This window comes from Neptuniibacter sp. QD37_6 (genome assembly GCF_047778085.1).
Classification (GTDB): domain Bacteria; phylum Pseudomonadota; class Gammaproteobacteria; order Pseudomonadales; family Balneatricaceae; genus Neptuniibacter.
On the sequence record NZ_CP180550.1, the window covers coordinates 2,755,377 to 2,773,253 of the forward strand.

Annotated in this window: 16 protein-coding genes and 2 riboswitches; of the genes, 4 read left to right on the forward strand and 12 right to left on the reverse strand. The window is 42.6% G+C overall.

Translation table 11 applies throughout. The annotated features are described in order from the left end of the window. Positions 1–150: 150 nt before the first annotated feature. Positions 151–1,872, reverse strand: a complete 1,722-nt coding sequence (aceK, locus tag ACMXYO_RS13160) for a bifunctional isocitrate dehydrogenase kinase/phosphatase (RefSeq protein WP_415885547.1) — start codon at positions 1,870–1,872, stop codon at positions 151–153. A gap of 106 nt (positions 1,873–1,978) precedes the next feature. Here aceK and pfkA point away from each other — a divergent pair, with 106 nt between their 5' ends. Beyond that, positions 1,979–2,986, forward strand: coding sequence for a 6-phosphofructokinase (gene pfkA, locus ACMXYO_RS13165; RefSeq protein WP_415885548.1), 1,008 nt, complete (start codon positions 1,979–1,981; stop codon positions 2,984–2,986). 19 nt (positions 2,987–3,005) lie between these two features. Here the strand turns inward: pfkA and ACMXYO_RS13170 are convergent, their stop codons facing one another. Next, a complete protein-coding gene (locus ACMXYO_RS13170) occupies positions 3,006–3,635 on the reverse strand; it encodes an MBL fold metallo-hydrolase (protein WP_415885549.1) in 630 nt (209 codons plus the stop codon). A 163-nt stretch (positions 3,636–3,798) separates the two neighbouring features. Between ACMXYO_RS13170 and ACMXYO_RS13175 the strand changes: the two genes are divergently transcribed. Further along, a complete protein-coding gene (locus tag ACMXYO_RS13175; RefSeq protein WP_415885551.1) occupies positions 3,799–4,059 on the forward strand; it encodes a DUF5062 family protein in 261 nt (86 codons plus the stop codon). Positions 4,060–4,070: 11 nt separating this feature from the next. Beyond that, positions 4,071–4,145: riboswitch (cyclic di-GMP riboswitch) on the reverse strand. Positions 4,146–4,370: 225 nt separating this feature from the next. After that, complete coding sequence (locus ACMXYO_RS13180) at positions 4,371–4,856, forward strand: MarR family winged helix-turn-helix transcriptional regulator (RefSeq protein WP_415885552.1); 486 nt, start codon at positions 4,371–4,373, stop codon at positions 4,854–4,856. 13 nt (positions 4,857–4,869) lie between these two features. Here the strand turns inward: ACMXYO_RS13180 and ACMXYO_RS13185 are convergent, their stop codons facing one another. The 8 genes from ACMXYO_RS13185 to mutM form a co-directional block, all read right to left on the reverse strand. Continuing rightward, entirely contained in the window at positions 4,870–7,539 is a 2,670-nt protein-coding gene (locus ACMXYO_RS13185; RefSeq protein WP_415885553.1) for an EAL domain-containing protein, read from the reverse strand. Between the two features lie 262 nt (positions 7,540–7,801). Further along, positions 7,802–8,044, reverse strand: coding sequence for a hypothetical protein (locus ACMXYO_RS13190; protein WP_415885554.1), 243 nt, complete (start codon positions 8,042–8,044; stop codon positions 7,802–7,804). A gap of 59 nt (positions 8,045–8,103) precedes the next feature. Further along, positions 8,104–9,996 (reverse strand): phosphomethylpyrimidine synthase ThiC, encoded by a 1,893-nt coding sequence (thiC, locus tag ACMXYO_RS13195; RefSeq protein ID WP_415885555.1) that lies wholly within the window; start codon positions 9,994–9,996, stop codon positions 8,104–8,106. A gap of 43 nt (positions 9,997–10,039) precedes the next feature. Next, positions 10,040–10,855: a bifunctional hydroxymethylpyrimidine kinase/phosphomethylpyrimidine kinase gene (thiD, locus tag ACMXYO_RS13200; RefSeq protein WP_415885556.1), complete on the reverse strand. Its 816-nt coding sequence runs from the start codon at positions 10,853–10,855 to the stop codon at positions 10,040–10,042. Between the two features lie 55 nt (positions 10,856–10,910). Continuing rightward, a riboswitch (TPP riboswitch) is annotated at positions 10,911–11,002 on the reverse strand. 1,080 nt (positions 11,003–12,082) lie between these two features. Then, positions 12,083–13,120, reverse strand: coding sequence for an MJ1255/VC2487 family glycosyltransferase (locus tag ACMXYO_RS13205; RefSeq protein WP_415885557.1), 1,038 nt, complete (start codon positions 13,118–13,120; stop codon positions 12,083–12,085). A gap of 4 nt (positions 13,121–13,124) precedes the next feature. Further along, the gene (locus tag ACMXYO_RS13210; RefSeq protein ID WP_415885559.1) at positions 13,125–13,664 is read right to left on the reverse strand and encodes a phosphatase PAP2 family protein; all 540 of its coding nucleotides are present in this window, start codon (positions 13,662–13,664) and stop codon (positions 13,125–13,127) included. Between the two features lie 86 nt (positions 13,665–13,750). Then, positions 13,751–14,683, reverse strand: coding sequence for an alpha/beta hydrolase (locus ACMXYO_RS13215; RefSeq protein WP_415885561.1), 933 nt, complete (start codon positions 14,681–14,683; stop codon positions 13,751–13,753). Positions 14,684–14,695: 12 nt separating this feature from the next. Further along, complete coding sequence (mutM, locus tag ACMXYO_RS13220; RefSeq protein ID WP_415885562.1) at positions 14,696–15,508, reverse strand: bifunctional DNA-formamidopyrimidine glycosylase/DNA-(apurinic or apyrimidinic site) lyase; 813 nt, start codon at positions 15,506–15,508, stop codon at positions 14,696–14,698. A gap of 133 nt (positions 15,509–15,641) precedes the next feature. Between mutM and ACMXYO_RS13225 the strand changes: the two genes are divergently transcribed. Next, entirely contained in the window at positions 15,642–17,225 is a 1,584-nt protein-coding gene (locus tag ACMXYO_RS13225) for a cation:proton antiporter (protein WP_415885563.1), read from the forward strand. 71 nt (positions 17,226–17,296) lie between these two features. On the opposite strand, the gene rpmG is transcribed toward ACMXYO_RS13225, so the two are convergent. Both rpmG and rpmB read right to left on the reverse strand, forming a co-directional pair. Next, positions 17,297–17,464, reverse strand: a complete 168-nt coding sequence (rpmG, locus tag ACMXYO_RS13230) for a 50S ribosomal protein L33 (RefSeq protein WP_415885565.1) — start codon at positions 17,462–17,464, stop codon at positions 17,297–17,299. A gap of 11 nt (positions 17,465–17,475) precedes the next feature. After that, the gene (gene rpmB, locus ACMXYO_RS13235; protein WP_415885566.1) at positions 17,476–17,712 is read right to left on the reverse strand and encodes a 50S ribosomal protein L28; all 237 of its coding nucleotides are present in this window, start codon (positions 17,710–17,712) and stop codon (positions 17,476–17,478) included. Positions 17,713–17,877: the final 165 nt, after the last annotated feature.

The following is a 17,877-nucleotide window of genomic DNA, read 5'->3' on the forward strand; positions in this document are numbered from 1 at the left end:
TACTAGTATTGCCTATTGAATGTTTCAAAGTTCTGAAACATCAATAAGATAAACTAACATAGGCTGGTGATAGATAACATGCTTACGAATAACGCATCAATATAATCACTTATATCTGTATCACTTCACTTGATTTCCCTGTTTAGACCACTAAAAACGGTTGATTTTCCTATAGGGATAAACATCAATTAACTCTCCCTTTGTCACCTTAACTTGAACTCTTTCCCAAAACTCAACCGTCAACAAATCTCCATGCAACTGATCAAATATTTCTTTTACACGTCGATCACACGCTGTAAGCATAGAAAATTCCTCTGGAAACACATCATTCTCACCAATGGAATACCAAGGCTCAGCAGCCAACTCTTGTTCTGGGTATAATGGTTCTGGTATTTTTCGGAAGTTACATTCAGTCAAATATAAAATTTCATCATAATCGTAAAAAACAACACGCCCATGCCGGGTTACACCAAAATTCTTAAACAGCATATCCCCAGCGAAAATATTCGAAGCAGCGAGTTCTTTAATCGCTTTACCATATTCATCTATGCCATGAAATAACTGCTCTTGATCTTCATTTTCCAGCGCTTGATCGATATAGATATTTAAAGGCGTCATATACCGCTCAGTCCATAAGTGCTTAATCAATAACTGATCACCTTGCTCCTCAATAGAGCAGCCAGCAACTTTTTTCAGTTCCTCGATAAGCTCTTCAGAAAATTTATTAATCGGGAATAAAAAGTTAGTAAACTCCAACGTATCAGCCATTCGACCAACCCGATCATGACTCTTAACTAACTGATATTTATCAAGAACTATCTTCCTTGTGATTCTTTTAGAATGCGAAAACTCATCCTTAATAACCTTAAATACAACAGGAAAAGATGGCAGCCTAAAAACCGTCATTACCATCCCTTTAATACCTGGCGCGATCTCAAAATGATCATCTGCATCTCCCAAATGATCGATAAAAACCCGGAAAAATTCCGCCTTACCTTGCTTATAAAAACCGATTGAACTGTAAAGTTCGGCTTTAGATTTCTGTGGGATCAGGGTGTGTAAAAAGTTAACTAACTCGGAAGGAACATCTACATCCACCAGAAAATAGGACCGAGTAAAACTAAACACTGTGGATATATCACTTTCTTCACTCAATGCCGCATCAAAATAAATACCTTTACCATCATTGAGTATGGGTAACACAAATGGCTCACTATGCTGTGCAAAGCGGATTCGTCCTACTACATAGGCTGCTTTATTACGAAAAAAAAGACTGCTAACAATATCAATCTCAGCCTTATTATGAGGCAACTGCTTTTGCTTAAGCTGCTGCTGAATATATCGGACCAGATAACTAATATCTTGACGTTGATTTCTCCAAGGCACTTTGAAATTCAAATCAAATATTAGGCGACCGAGTACTTGAACGAGACCCGATTCAGTAAGCGAATAAGATTTATATACTCTCTCGCCTGAAGATAATTCCTTCCCCTCCCGGCTGGATCGAATAAAAATATGCTCGCTATCGATATTTCGATGTTTAAATAGATAGCAATAAACAGAGTTGTAGAAAGTTTCTGCCAATTCCGGATCTGTCCTTTGCCGAATCAATTTAGCGTAATATGGTTTCGCTCTTCCCCAAACCTCTGGCTTATAAATATCATTTCCTATATGTGCTATAGCTTTTGATGCATCAGACACCATCTGATCGTATAACACCAAGCGCTCAGCCGATAATGCTTGCACACCACCCCAATCAACTAGTTCAAACAACTCTTTCGCAGATTCAGTAACCTCTTGAAACTTAAGTCGATACTCCGCGAAAAAAGCCATTATTTGTGATGCAAGTCGCTGATGCACTTGATGAGACATACCATATCCTCATACTGTAGAACTTCATAACCAATATTATTGAAATACCTTGGTCATTCAGTTTAGCTAAACTTATTTAAGACAATTAGCCAATTGGTTTGATGATATGTATACCCATACTTCGATCAACACGACTGAAGATAAACCCACCGCAATCGCTGTTTTAACCAGTGGCGGCGACTCCCCTGGAATGAATCCTGCTATCAGAGGGGTAGTCCGATCAGCTCTCCATCAAGGCATCAAAGTATACGGTGTCCATAAAGGGTATAGCGGCTTAATCATTGGGGACATGTGGAAGATGGACTCTGCTTCTGTAACCAACATAGTGCAGCGCGGAGGCACTCTGCTCAAAAGTGATCGCTGCCAAGCTTTTTTAGATCCAGCGGTTCGGCATCAAGCAGCCGAGGTTCTACTTAAAAAAGGGATTGATAGTCTGGTCGTGATTGGTGGTGATGGTTCGTTAACCGGAGCTCACATGCTAGCCTCGGAAAGCACGATACGTGTTATAGGCCTTCCCGGCACGATCGACAATGATATCTACGGCACCGATGACACCATCGGATTCGATACTGCAGTTAACACTGCTCTTGATGCTATCGATAAAATCCGTGATACGGCACTCTCTCATGAAAGTTTGTTTTTAGTCGAAGTTATGGGTCGAAACTCGGGCTTTATCGCAACTCATGTTGGGATAGCCTGCGGCGCAGAGTTGGTAGTTATCCCTGAGTACGAAGTTAAAGTTGAAGCCATTTCATTTCAACTTGCCAACAACCGGGTTCAAGGCAAAGGGTCTAGCGGGATTATTGTTGTAGCCGAAGGCCCTACTCCTGGCCTTACTTATAATTTGGCCAAACAATTAGAGCAGCATGGGCAACAGCCTAAAGTCTGTATTTTGGGGCATATACAAAGAGGAGGACGCCCAACAGGGCATGATCGAGTCCTTGCTTCCTGCCTTGGAGCAGCAGCTGTGGATTATCTTTGTGGGGGCTATAACGATGTGATGATCGGAATAAAAAACGGAGCCATCACCGAGACTCCGTTACAACATATTATCGACAAAAAGAAACAACTAGATGCTCAACTATTTGAGCATGTGCAACTTCTGCACAAATAACTGTTTTGGTTACCAACAATTATCGAACATAAGGATTGCTTTGCATCTCTCGACCAAAGGTTGAGCCAGGTCCATGGCCTGGAATAAATTCGACCGACTGACCTAACGGGAACAGTTTTAACTTAATTGAATCAATCAATTCTTGGTGATTTCCTTGTGGAAAATCTGTACGGCCAATAGAACCGTTGAAGAGAACATCTCCCACCAGCGCCATCTCATCTTCTACATGATGGAAGACAACATGCCCTGGAGTATGACCTGGACAATGAATTACGTTTAGTATTGATTCGCCTACCTGAACAGTATCACCATCATCTAACCAGCGATCGGGAGTAAAAGTTTCACAAGGTGGAAAATTAAACATATTGCACTGCTGTGCCATGCCTTCAATCCAAAATAGATCGCCTTTATGAGGCCCTTCGATTGGTAACTTCTTAGATGCAGCTAGCTCAGCCGTTCCACCAGCATGATCAATATGCGCATGAGTCAAAAGAATTTTCTCTAACTCAACACCCTCTTCCTCTGCTGCTGCTAGAATTCGATCAAGATCACCACCTGGATCAACAACCGCTGCTTTCATGGTTTTTTCACACCAGATAAGAGAACAATTCTGCTGAAATGGAGTAACCGGAATAATTCTGTATTTCATAGGATCGCCAATGGAATTAGATGTTGATAGGCCGCAAGTATATCAGGCCTGAGTTAAAGACAAAGCATTACGCACCAAAGCATTAGAACCACCGCTTGTCTTTTGAGATGTTTAGATTCAAAGTTACAAAATATGTATCTGTAAGGACTTAAAGGAACAGGCTATGAAAAAACATAAGCACGAAGCGGAGCTAGTAAAAGAAGCCCTTAAGATAGGTGCCATCTATTTTGAAAAGCGGGGCGCGGGCCATTTTGAAGCCACTGACAGTGCGTCAAATAAAATCAAAGCGATCTACCGCTTATTGGTGAATGACGGTCTTATTCAAGCCTTAGCAAAGGATCAAGTAACTGAACCCAATATGAAACATAAGCTGGCTTTGTGGGTAGAAAGGCAGTTACCGGAAGGCCATCCGCTGAAAAAGTAGAAAATCTCTCTTTCGATAGCCCAGCCATCCACGTGGGATCTGTGACTTTGCGTCCCAGAATTGCTTCTGGTTTGCCTTTATCGAGAGAGGATCTATTCGCTGGAAACAGCTCAACTACCTACAAACCAATAAAATTGGTCGCGATACCATCAAGCTTAAGAGTAATAGTAGCAGCATTATCTGGTATTACTAAATATGTATTTGGAATTATGCACAAACAAACGCTCATTAATGTGCTTTTTCTTTGCTATTCCGGCGGATTCAGGCTTACTATTTAGGTTACGTATATTGATATCAAGGCTTACAATTCAATGAGTTCACAACAATCAGAGCTAATTTCAAACAATAAAACAGATTTCTTAGATTGTTTAAGATTAATAGAACGGTTACACCGTAGAATCCTTGATATTCTTAAATATCGTCTCGAAGCGTTAGGTTATACCGATATCAACAGCGTTCAAGCCCTACTCCTTCACAATATTGCTGATCGTGAAATGACCGCAAGTGAGCTAAAAACTCGAGGCTATTATCTTGGCTCTAATGTTTCATATAACTTAAAAAAAATGGTTGGCAATGGTTACATCAATCAAGAACGTTCGGAGCATGACCTTCGCTCTGTACGCATTAAACTCAGCCAAAAAGGTTTAGCTATCCACAATCTAATCGCGGAACTATTTGACCAACAATTGGAAGAGATCAGTGCAGAACGCCTGATGGAAGAAAGCGACATGTCGACTCTTAGGTCTAATCTTCGACAATTAGAGCGCTTTTGGGATCAGCAGATGAATACTTACTAAACCTGCCGCAGGCTTAACAAGCTAAGCGTTTTTTAGCGCAAGCAGTTTCAAAATCATCCACAGGTAGAGGTTTACCAAATAAATAACCTTGATAATCAGTACAACCATGCTCTGCTAAGAACATACACTGCGCTTCGGTTTCGACACCTTCTGCAATCACGTTTAATCCAAGGTTATGACCCATTGCAATAATGGCTTGGACAATTTCTGCATCATCTTTATCTTCAATTACATCACGAATAAAGGAACGATCAATTTTAATTTGATCAAGTGGCAAACGCTTCAGATGCAATAAAGAAGAATAACCTGTCCCAAAATCATCTAAAGAAAAGCGAATACCTAACTTACGTATCTGATTCATTTTATCAATCGTATCTTCGATATCTTGTAAGACAAGGCTCTCCGTTAGCTCCAATTTCAATAGATCAGGCTGAATGTCATAGCGGTTTATACAATCAGCTACTTCAGCGACGAAGTGCTCCTGCATAAACTGACGTGCGCTCACATTTACCGCAATGCTCAAGCTTGGCATATTCGGGTCAGATTGCCATTCTTTAAGTTGTTGGCAGGCCTGAGATAATATCCAGTCCCCTATCGGCACAATTAGGCCCGTATCTTCAGCAAGAGGTATAAATTCTGCTGGCGATACTAAGCCCCTCTCTGGATGAAACCAACGTACTAAGGCCTCCGCGCCGACTAACTCATCTTTACGATACTGTGCCTGATAGTGCAGTTCTAATTCCTTACCTGATAAAGCCTTACGTAAATCTGACTCAAGTGCAGCCATGCTGCAGAGCGTTTTTTCTGCTTCCGGGTCGTAAAATTTATAAGTATTTTTTCCTGATTCTTTTGCCTGATACATCGCCATATCAGAACGTTTCATCACACTGTCCACAACATCATCACTATCAAACAGCGTTACACCTACACTACAAGCCGTATGGTATTGAATTCCATCAAGGGACACTTGCTGTTGGACCGCAACAATTAACTTTTCAACAATGTCACTAACTTGAGTTAAGGCGATACTTTCTTCTACACCCAAATTTTCTAATACAATAATAAATTCATCGCCACCTAAACGAGCGACCATATCCGCATTACGAACACAAGTACTAAGCCTGTGCGCAACCTCGATCAACAACAGATCACCTTGATCATGACCTTGGGTATCATTTAAATTTTTAAAATTATCCAGATCAATAAATAAAACTGCACCAAACTGACCTGTTAAATAACAGGATTGAATAGCACAGCTCAGGCGCTCTTGCAGTGAACGACGATTAGGTAAGCCGGTAAGGACATCATAAAAAGCAAGTTTGTGGATATTTGCCTCATCCTTTTTGCGTTGAGTAATGTCAGTAAAGGCCCCCACATAATTGGTAATCTCACCACCACCCCCTTGTACAGCTGTAATCGTCAGATACTGTGGATAAATTTCTCCTGACTTACGCTTATTCCATATCTCACCCTGCCAATACTTTTCAGCCTGTAACCGTGTCATCATCTCTTTATAAAAAGATTTACCATGCTGGCCTGATTGCAAAATAGCCGGATTTTCCCCAATCACCTCTTCAGGCTCATACCCAGTCACTCGCGTAAAAGCACTATTCACTCGTAAAATAGCGTGGTCTGAATCGGTGATTAACATCCCCTCTTGAGAATCAAAAGCCGTGGCTGCTATATGCAGCTCTTTTTCTACGCGTTTACGATCAGTTATATCTCGAGAAAGAACAATAAAGTGAGGAAGATCATAATCACGACCTTCTTTGAGCGAGACAGACAGCTCAAACACCCTTTCCCCTTGTTTAAGCGGCAAACGTATTTGGTGACCTCTCGATAGCCCCTGTATCTCTGCTTCACCAAGCGCCTCAACCACAGTAGTTGCCGCTTCAAAAGGCATTACATCAAATACCGTTTTACCAATTAACTGAGCTTCAGGCGCTATCAATTCGTCTTTTTTAGCACTATGGCAGGCGTAGTAACGTCCTTGACTGTCCATCTCAAATAATAGATCGGGGATGGCTGCAAAAATGGCTTCTAATTTTTGTCGGGAAAGATCGCTTTCATATTCACTCTGTTTCAGCGCTAACTCGGCTTTACGACGTTCTATCTGGTGGGTTAATAAAATCCCGAGCAATACCGTCACTATAGGGAACATCAGCATAATCGGTATTGCTAACTCACTCAGTAACAGATCTACCGTCGAAAACGGAAGAACCAGCAGTGAAAACAACATCATGATGTGGGTTACCACACCCAATAAATACAACTGCCACCAAGCGACCGCTCTACTCTCATTCAGGTTCATCCGCCAATAGTGGCACAACAATCCTAGGCCTGAAGAACTGACAATAATGAGAAATCCAGCAAAGATGCCTTGACCGCCTTCTAACAATCGAAAAGCAACGGTAATCGCTACAGCAATAACTGTGGGGATAAAGCCAAAAAACAAGCCGGTTACAGAGAGGAGAATGGAGCGTGCATCAATCAACACACCACTAACAATGGATAGGGGCATCGACATAATTGCAATCCCGATTACACCTATTAGAATTCCACTAATAACTTTTTTAAGAACAGATAACCGCTTGTGTTCAAAGGAAAAAATATCATACAACGCCCCCATCGCTAGCAATAGAGCAACGTTATTGATCAATGGAATAAAAATACCGTCGCTCATCAGTTAAAAGAACCGACCAGACAGTTTGGATTCTTTACCCCAAAATACGCCAAACGATTAAACATAGAGCGAAATCACATTATTAATGGTAAACGGGTTAAATCCTAACCACTAGAAAATATATACGCTATAGGCTTAAGGAGTAGATCGGCCTACAATTATTGATACATATCAAGAAAATCAGAATCAACATTTTAGACCGTATAAGGCGAGCCAATCTAGGCACTATAAACCGCCTTCACATCTAAATTGAATAAGATTATCACTTATCCGATTTATTGGACTTTTTCTCCTCCTGCGCCTTTACATACTCTTCGTCCAACTGACCATATTGTCGCTGATACGCCTCTGGATCAGAGCGCCATAATCTGTATAGCTTTCGATCATTAGCTGCCATAGGCGGAGGATTTTCACGCGATCGCCGAATCGCATTCAAGGTAACAGGAATAAAAGCAAACAGTACTAATAATCCCACCAGCAGATATTTAAGTAGTTCATCACTCATCAGTGATTCCTCTATATACAAAAAAAGCCGCACGAGCGGCTTTTTTATAAACTCAGTGACTAGACCTTATGATAGATCTCAGCACCTGTTTCTTTAAACTCAGCTGATTTCTCCTGCATCCCTTGATCAGCTTTCGCATTAATTGCTGCTACTTCCTCATCATCCAACTCGCGAACCTCTTGCGAGATCTTCATAGAGCAGAATTTAGGTCCACACATAGAGCAGAAGTGCGCCACTTTCGCAGATTCTTTTGGCAGGGTCTCATCATGGTAAGCACGCGCCGTATCTGGGTCCAAGCCGATGTTGAACTGGTCTTCCCAACGGAATTCGAAGCGAGCTTTAGACATCGCATTATCACGAATTTGAGCACCTGGGTGGCCTTTCGCCAAATCGGCAGCATGAGCAGCAATCTTGTATGTGATGATTCCTTCTTTGACATCAGCCTTGTTAGGTAGACCAAGGTGCTCTTTAGGCGTCACATAACATAGCATGGCACAGCCGTACCAACCGATCATTGCAGCACCAATACCTGATGTGATGTGGTCATAACCCGGTGCAATATCTGTCGTCAATGGACCCAGCGTGTAGAAAGGCGCTTCGTGACACTCTTTCAACTGCTTATCCATGTTCTCTTTGATCATATGCATAGGTACGTGACCTGGACCTTCGATCATTACCTGAACATCATACTCCCAAGCGATCTTAGTAAGTTCGCCTAAGGTTTCTAGCTCTGCAAATTGCGCTTCATCGTTCGCATCATAAACTGAACCTGGACGTAGACCATCTCCCAAAGAGAAGGACACATCGTATGCCTGACAAATTTCACAGATCTCACGGAAGTGCGTGTATAAGAAGTTTTCTTCGTGATGCGCCAAACACCACTTCGCCATAATAGAGCCACCGCGAGATACGATACCAGTCATACGCTTAGCAGTCATAGGTACATAGCGTAGTAGTACGCCCGCATGGATCGTGAAGTAATCCACACCCTGCTCAGCTTGCTCAATAAGCGTATCTTTAAAAACTTCCCAATTTAGGTCTTCAGCTACGCCATTAACTTTTTCAAGCGCCTGATAGATTGGTACCGTACCAATTGGGACTGGCGAGTTACGCATGATCCACTCACGTGTTTCATGAATATTCTTACCTGTGGACAGATCCATGATGGTATCTGCCCCCCAACGTGTGCCCCAGGTCATTTTCTCTACCTCTTCTTCGATAGAAGAAGTTACAGCAGAGTTACCAATGTTACCGTTGATTTTAACCAAGAAGTTACGACCGATAATCATCGGCTCAACTTCAGGGTGGTTAATATTGGCAGGGATAATCGCACGGCCTTCAGCAACTTCCTGACGTACGAATTCAGGCGTAATCTCTTCTGGAAGGTTTGCACCAAAATTAAAACCAGGATGCTGTTCTGCAACCACATTACCTTCCGCTTTTGCTTTCGCTAACTTCATGTTTTCGCGAATAGCAATATATTCCATTTCAGGAGTAATAATACCTTTACGAGCATAATGCAGCTGCGTCACATTTTTACCCGCTTGAGCGCGGCGCGGCTTACGCGTTAGCTCAAAACGTAACTCATCAAGGCGCAGGTCAGCTTCACGAACACGACCATATTCAGAAGTCAGCTTGTCCAACTGCTCAGTATCTTCACGCTCTAGAATCCAAGCCTCACGAACAGGCTGCAAACCTTTACGTACATCGATAGCTACTTCTGGATCAGTGTATGGACCTGATGTGTCGTAAACATAAAGTGGATCGTTCTTCTCACCACCAAAACCTGTTGGCGTGTCATCTAAACTAATTTCGCGCATTGGAACACGAATATCAGGTCTAGAACCTTCAACATAAACTTTGCGTGATTTAGGAAACGGCTGTACAGAATCTGTATCCACCTTAGCCGTCTGGCTCAATGCCTGATTTTGCTCTGAATTATTATCTACCATCGTTCAACCTGTTCTTATATTGCTTTCATCAGCGTCGATACAACTACGACCAATACGCATGAAAATGATTAACTGGGCCATGACCTGCACCCACGTTCAGTTTGTCCGCCCCTCGCAAAGCAGATGTAATATAGTCTTTAGCCAGTTTTACCGCCGTTGCAGGCGACTCCCCTTTGGCTAGGTAAGCGGTAATAGCCGCTGCCAATGTGCACCCTGTACCATGGGTGTTGTTCGTATTTACCCTAGGACTAAGGAACTCGATGAACTCCTGCCCATCATAGTAAATGTCCGGACACTCTTCACCCTGCAAATGGCCGCCTTTCAACAGCACCTGCTTAGCGCCTAATTCCAGCAATTCAGCAGCCATATCAGCCATACCCGTGCGATCTTTAGGTTCGGATTGGCCAAGCATTGCAGCTGCTTCAGGCAGATTAGGCGTGATAATGTCCGCTATCGGAATCAAATGTTTTACTAAGCTATCAATACCATCATCGCTCAGAAGTTTGCTGCCACTAGTCGATACCATAACGGGATCAATAACCAGCGGAACATTTTTACTTTTCAAGAACGACGCAACAGTCAAAACCATATCGGAATTACCCAACATCCCCGTTTTAACCGCATTGATTTCAATATCATCAAATACAGCATCTAACTGCTGTAATAAAAAATCAGCCGAAACAGGGTAGACACTTTTAACTGACTGAGTATTTTGTGCAGTTAAAACGGTAATAGCAGATGTGCCGTAAGCCCCTATTGCTGAGAAGGTTTTTAAATCTGCTTGAATACCTGCACCACCACCGGAATCAGACCCAGCAATAGTAAGCACATTAGGGATTGTGGAAGAGATATTAGCCATCATAACCCCTTATAGCAGGAGCTACATGAACCAAATTTAAAATACATAAATACATAGAAATGAAATCTCGATTTCCTACGCCGGAACAAACCGGATCAGGTTCAACGGGTTTACTCTCAGCCCCAAAGGGCACCCCGACCAAGACAAAATCCAAGTTTAAAGACTCACCTGTATTCTGTCCAGAAAAGCACCTGAAACTCCTTCATCTAGACAAAAATCAGATAAAAAAATATACAAATAAGAAAAATTAGGAATTTTTCTTATTTTTTTTAGCGTATATACGTTCATAATGAGTTACATGGATCTCCTGTTCATGGAAAGAATACAAGGAAGGCCTCGATAAGCGGAACGGATGGCATGACGCCCTAGGACAAAGACCGCAAGGATTATGGAAGCCATAGAAAAGGGCGCCTCATTGGAAGAGGCGCCCTTTTCGTATCTGCCCTACACAAAGCAAGCATCTTACCCATCAAATACAGAATTCTTTAAATTAAGAATTTTTCTTATTTCTTTCCCTATATTTCCAGCCATAATGATTCACATGGATCTCCTGTTCACGGAAAGAATACAAGGAAGGCCTCGATAAGCGGAAAGGATGGCATTGATGCCCTAGGACAAAGACCGCAAGGATTATGGAAGCCATAGAAAAGGGCGCCTCATTGGAAGAGGCGCTTTTTTTATTACCCCTTTCCCTTCTCCCTATGATTTCGATGACCTGGGAACTATTCCCGAAGCTCTCGGGACGGCATAAATTAAGAATAATTCTTATTTTTTTTTACGTATTTCCAGCCATAATTAGCTTCATGGATCTCCTGTTCACGGAATGAATATAAAGGACGGCCTCGATAAGCGGAAAGGATGGCATGATGCCCTAGGACAAAGACCGCAAGGATTATGGAGCCAAAGAAAAGGGCACCTCATGGAAGAGGCGCCCTTTTTGTTTATAAAGCGATCATTCCTGCGGGCATATTGCCCGAGTTAGACCTGACAAATGAAATTAAGAATTTTTCTTATTTCCTTTCCGGTAGCAGAAGGCATAATTAGAAATGTGGATCTCCTGTTCATGGAACGAATATAAAGGACGGCCTCGATAAGCGGAAAGGATGACATTGATGCCCTAGGACAAAGACCGCAAGGATTAAGGAAGCCAGCAAGGGGGTTGCTTCACGGAAGGAGCAGCCCCTTACTTTTTACCTACAGATATTCCAGCCCTATCCTCTCAATACCTTATGCTGTGACGTAACTCGGTTGTGCCAACCATGTTTCTTCAATCAGATTCTCAATAGATACATTACAACCCGCTTTAATCCATTTAGCTAACGGAGTCGCAACATCAGGAATGTAGAATGGTTCTGGTTGTGGTGATTCAAGCCAAGCTCCTATCTTTTGACAGTCTAAAGCGGCCACAACTCTACCTAAACCAAGGATTTCCAATACCTCAGCATTGGACTCTTGCTCAGCCTGACCTTTTTGCGGCAAGGTCATTATCTTTTTTCCATATTGCAAAGCTTCACTTAACAAGCCAAAACCTGAGTTACAAATCACCCCTTCACAATCAGATAGATCTTGCTGAAAACCCATTCGCGAAAAAGGCCTGATATGGCAGTTTCCTTGATCCAAGGGCTGGTCAACTGAAGAATAGATAAAGAAGTGAGCCTGACTGCATTGTTTAAAGATAGGCATCATGGTCTCTAGATCATCATGAGGCAGGTAGACCACCACTTTATTCTCAATAAGGCTTGGACTAAACAAAGGCTTTTGAATTAGTGGTGGGCAGATATTTTGATCAAAACGATCCCAATGCAACCCGATAGGTATGTCAGCTGGGGCAAATGACTTTACTTGGGCCTTGAGCAAAGGCCCTGATTTCTTATCGGGTAAGTCATGCAAAAAAGCATATTGATGAGCAACACCTACACTGTTGACGCCTTTTAACTTCGCCGCCCACGCAGTTACCGGTTCGAAGTCAGTGATCACAAGGTCATATCCCGTAAGGTCGAGCGCTCTAATATCTCTCAACAGTTGAAAAACATTATTTTTCGTAAATGTTTTCCAATGATCAACCTTACTTCCTTGCATATAAAAGGTTAAACCTCTTCGGCATTGGTAATCACCAAAGGGCTCCATATTAAATAACTTCTCAGGCTCTCGACCACTAAAGAGATAATCAACTTCGACCCCCTCCTTCTCCAAAGCAGGCGCCATCACGCGTGCGCGAGTGATATGGCCATTCCCGGTAGCTTGCACACCGTATAGAATACGCATCAGCTCACACCATCAAAGATAAGAAAGGAATAAGCGCAATAGCGGTGGCTGCAGAGCTTAACCCTAGTACAGCCCCCGCTAGAATATCTGTTGGATAGTGCACACCAAGAAGAACCCGAGACATACCTATAGCAACAGCTAAAACATAGGAAACAGCCGAAAATTCAGGATAAAAGTGTGCGACTAGAGCAGCAAATACAAACGCAGCCGCAGAGTGGCCAGATGGGAAGCTAAATTTATCAGACGGGACTATATAAGCTTCAAACGGCAACGAATCACAAGGCCGATCACGCTTTATAGTATTTTTAAGAATAAGGTAGAGCGGCAATTCAATGGCATAAGCAAATAACCCCACCAGCAAAAACAAAAGACCAAACTGCTGCTCAAAAAGAGCAAGGGCAAAGCCAATGAATAGGTATAAAACACCATCACCCAATCGAGAAACTTGCCGACTTACCGAAGCGATTTGAGCTGCTTTAGGAAGGCCCAAACACCAATTAAAGGTGAGTAAATCAAACGCTGTTACTAATCGAATAGCACTCATTGTCAGTATCTCCCAATACTTTCATCATGCCTTTAGATGATGGAAGTACTAGGTGACAGCTCAATGAATACTTTTTGACAGTTCAATTACAAAACAGCAGCAGCCATCTCTTTAGAAAATTCCTGCTCAAACCACTGCGCGGCCATGGTCACAACTAGGTCAGGCTGCAATAAAGGTACCATATGACCTTGGCGCTTCATTACTAACAACTCCATGGGCTGTTCACAATAATTCATCACTCGCTGAGAATAACTCACAGGTAATACCTCATCTTTATCTCCATGCAAAATAGCAGCGGAGAAGCGATGCACCCTATTTACAATATTACAACGATGATTAAACAGACTAGATAAAGTTTTAAGAGGGTAATCAAAAACAATTAATGGATCATTATTAATTGCAGCACCTGCCGGATGCCCCTTTAAAAGCTGTTCAAAATCAACAAAAGATTTTAGTGGAACTTTATACCCTGGCAGCATTAAGGAAGATGCCCATGTCCAGTTCCAACCCATTCTATAGGTTAAATCAGGAGCTAAATCAGGCACCAACAACGTCCCGCAAAGGACTGTAGATAGACGCTCATCCTTTTCAGCTGCTGCAACAGCAAGCAATGCACCTATTGAATATCCGTAAACACCAAATGGGCCCTTAAAGCGCTGCTGTAATACATCTAAGACGTCCGATACTGCATTACACATCTCAGCTACCGTGTAATGACCTCGAGATCCACCTGAATAGCCATGCCCAAGAGGATCAACACCAATAACATTAAACCCTTGCTGAGATAGCTTACACAACAGCTCTGCATAGAGTTCACAGTAAGTACCGATTCCCGGCAAAAAGATAATAGTTGGTGCATCTGGCGCGTATTCATATAACTCACAATGAACAGCACTTTCACCGATACAAAAAGCTGTACGGTGTTTTAAAAATTGTTCTAAATTCAGCTTGTCACGCAGATCAACACGCAAGCTACAACCTTCTTGGGACAATATAGGAGGCCTGATTTGAACACTCATAATCAACTCAATTCATCGCTGGCAGTGTTTACAAAACACTGTGGAGCGCTGCCCCAAGCGTACTTCTGTTAATGGAGCCATGCACTGCACACAAGGCTCCCCTTTTCGCCCATAAACATTGAGCTTTTGCTTAAAGTAGCCCGGTTTACCATCGCCACCAACAAAATCTTTCAGCGTTGTACCGCCTTGCTCAATCGCAGCAGCCAACACTTTTTTAATATTCTCAACTAAACACGCTAAGCGTTCATAAGAGATATTACCGGCTGCTCGCCTCGGATCTATTCCTGATAGAAAGAGCGCTTCGGTGGCATAGATATTCCCAACCCCAACCACGACTTTACTATCCATAATCACTTGTTTGATAGCCGCTTTACGTCCAGCGCAGATCGAATGAAGGTGCTTAGCATCAAAGTGCTCACAAAGTGGCTCTGGGCCTAACTTATATAGCAGTTCATGGTGTTCATTAAGAGGCTGCCACAAAACAGAGCCAAAGCGACGCGGATCCGTCAGCCTCAAAGCCTTGCCATTCCCGAAACAGAAATCCACATGGTCATGTTTAAGCACGGGTTCATCTTGCTCAATAATTCTTAAGCTACCTGACATCCCAAGATGCACCATCACTTCGCCGGTAGATATTTTGAGAAGAATATATTTTCCGCGGCGACCAACAGACTCGATCACCTGCCCTTCGACCTCATCAGCAAGAAAATCAGGAATAGGCCAACGAAGATTAGGATTGCGGATCAACAAGCGGGTTACTTTCTGCTGATTAACATGAGGACTAATGCCTCTACAGGTCGTTTCTACTTCTGGCAATTCAGGCATGAATTTCAACTGTAATACAACATTGAAAGCTTAGACTAACATAAAATCAATGAATTAAGGGCCTATCTCAATGCCGACGTTAGTCAAGCTATGCTACATTCTAGGTCTAATTTAGTAAGGTGATTTGTACTCAATGGATTTTATCTGGATCTTATTTGCATTCGTCTGCGGTTATACACTGCGATTGATTGAGATGCCCCCTCTTATAGGGTACCTATTTGCAGGCTTCTTCCTGCATTTTATTGGTGTTGAACCAGTAGATAGCTTACAAACCTTGGCTGACTTGGGTATCACTTTGATGCTTTTCACCATCGGCCTTAAGTTAAATGTAAAAGACCTATTAAAAACAGAAGTATGGGCCAGTACTCTGTCCCATATGACGCTCTGGACACTTTTAGCCGGTTCCGCTTTTTTACTGCTCGCCACCCTATCCATTCCGTACTTTTCAGATCTAGATCTTAAATCTGCCGCATTGATAGGGTTCGCCCTTAGCTTCAGCAGTACCGTATGTATAGTGAAACTTTTAGAAGAAAGCGGCGAGATGAAAACCCGACATGGTCAACTCGCTATTGGCGTTTTGGTTATGCAAGATATTGTTGCCGTTCTGTTCCTTGTGGCCGCCACGGGGAAGATTCCATCGATATGGGCCCTAGGCCTATTCGGTTTAGTCTTCGTTCGACCTCTGCTGAATCATTTGCTAATGCGTGCAGGCCATGGTGAATTGCTGCCTTTGGCCGGCTTCTTCCTAGCACTAGGCGGTTATGAACTCTTTAATCTAGTAGGTGTAAAAGGTGATTTAGGTGCACTTGTATTTGGCATGTTACTGAGCACTCACCCTAAAGCCGGCGAATTAACCAAATCCCTCTTAAGTTTTAAAGATCTTTTCTTAATTGGCTTCTTCCTATCCATCGGTTTCACCGCTTTGCCAGATTGGTCAATGCTAGGCATGGCTGCCATCCTTGCGGTTCTAATTCCATTGAAATACATCATGTTCTTTGGAATTTTCACGCGCTTGAATCTGCGCGGTCGTACCTCTTATCTATGCGCCTTAGCATTGAGTAATTTCAGTGAATTCGGGCTTATAGTAGCTTACCTATGTGTAGATAGTGGATGGCTAAGTAAAGAGTGGCTAGTCATTCTAGCTCTTGCTGTTTCACTATCATTTATCCTAACCAGTGTGATCTACCGTTCTGCGCACTCCTTTTATTTACGCCATAAAGAGAAGATCAAAAGTTACGAATCAGACACACCACTTCCAAGCGATATCTTTGTTCAGCCGAAAGACTCTGAAATATTAGTAATCGGACTTGGCCGTGTAGGAAAAGGCGCTTTCAATGCATTACACAGCATTGTTGGGGATAAAGTTTGGGGAATGGATGCAGACCGCAATCGTATTCAGAAATTCCAAGACAAAGGATTACACGTCTTCTATGGTGATGGTGAGGATGCCGATCTTTGGTGCAATATGGATGTCAAAAACATCAAACTAGTCTTGCTTGCACTACCTTCGATAGAGGATAGCCTTAATATTGCCGAACAGCTGCATAGCGCTAACTACCCTGGGGAGATTGCTGCTATTGCCCGCTTCCCAGATGAACATAAACAACTAGTCGATGGCGGTATTCATACTGTTTTCAACTTCTATACCGAAGCCGGCTTCGGTTTCGCCGAAGAGAGTTTACAGTTAATAAACCATCCTAAAGCAGCCGCAGAGTAATCTGGGGCTGCTAAACAGCAGACAATAAAAAACCCAGCCTAGGCTGGGTTTTTTTATGAGAAGAAAATCAATTACTTGATTTTCGCTTCTTTGTATTCAACGTGCTTACGTACTACTGGATCGTACTTTTTGAACACCATCTTTTCAGGAGTGTTACGCTTGTTCTTGTCAGTAGTGTAGAAGTGACCTGTGCCAGCAGAAGAAACTAGCTTGATCTTTTCGCGTGCGCCTTTAGCCATGATTCAGCTCCTTAAACTTTGATGCCGTTAGCACGAACTTCAGCTAGAACTGCGTCGATGCCTTTTTTGTCGATAATACGCATACCTTTAGAGGAAACACGTAGACGTACGAATTTGTTCTCGCTTTCTACCCAGAAACGGTGCCAGTGCAGGTTTGGAAGAAAACGACGGCGTGTTTTACGCTGTGAGTGGGAAACATTGTTTCCTGTAACTGGACGCTTACCAGTTACCATGCAAACTTTAGACATATTATAAAGCCTTTAAAATTAAGGGTTACGAATCTATCCTTTATTCTCTTTTTTTATTGAAACGGCGTAAGGAAAAGCCTCTGTACTCTCCAGATTCCAAACCGTTTCTCAGGCGGAGCGTCCCGTAACTAGACAAGATACCGTACCGGAGTATGGATAGAAGGT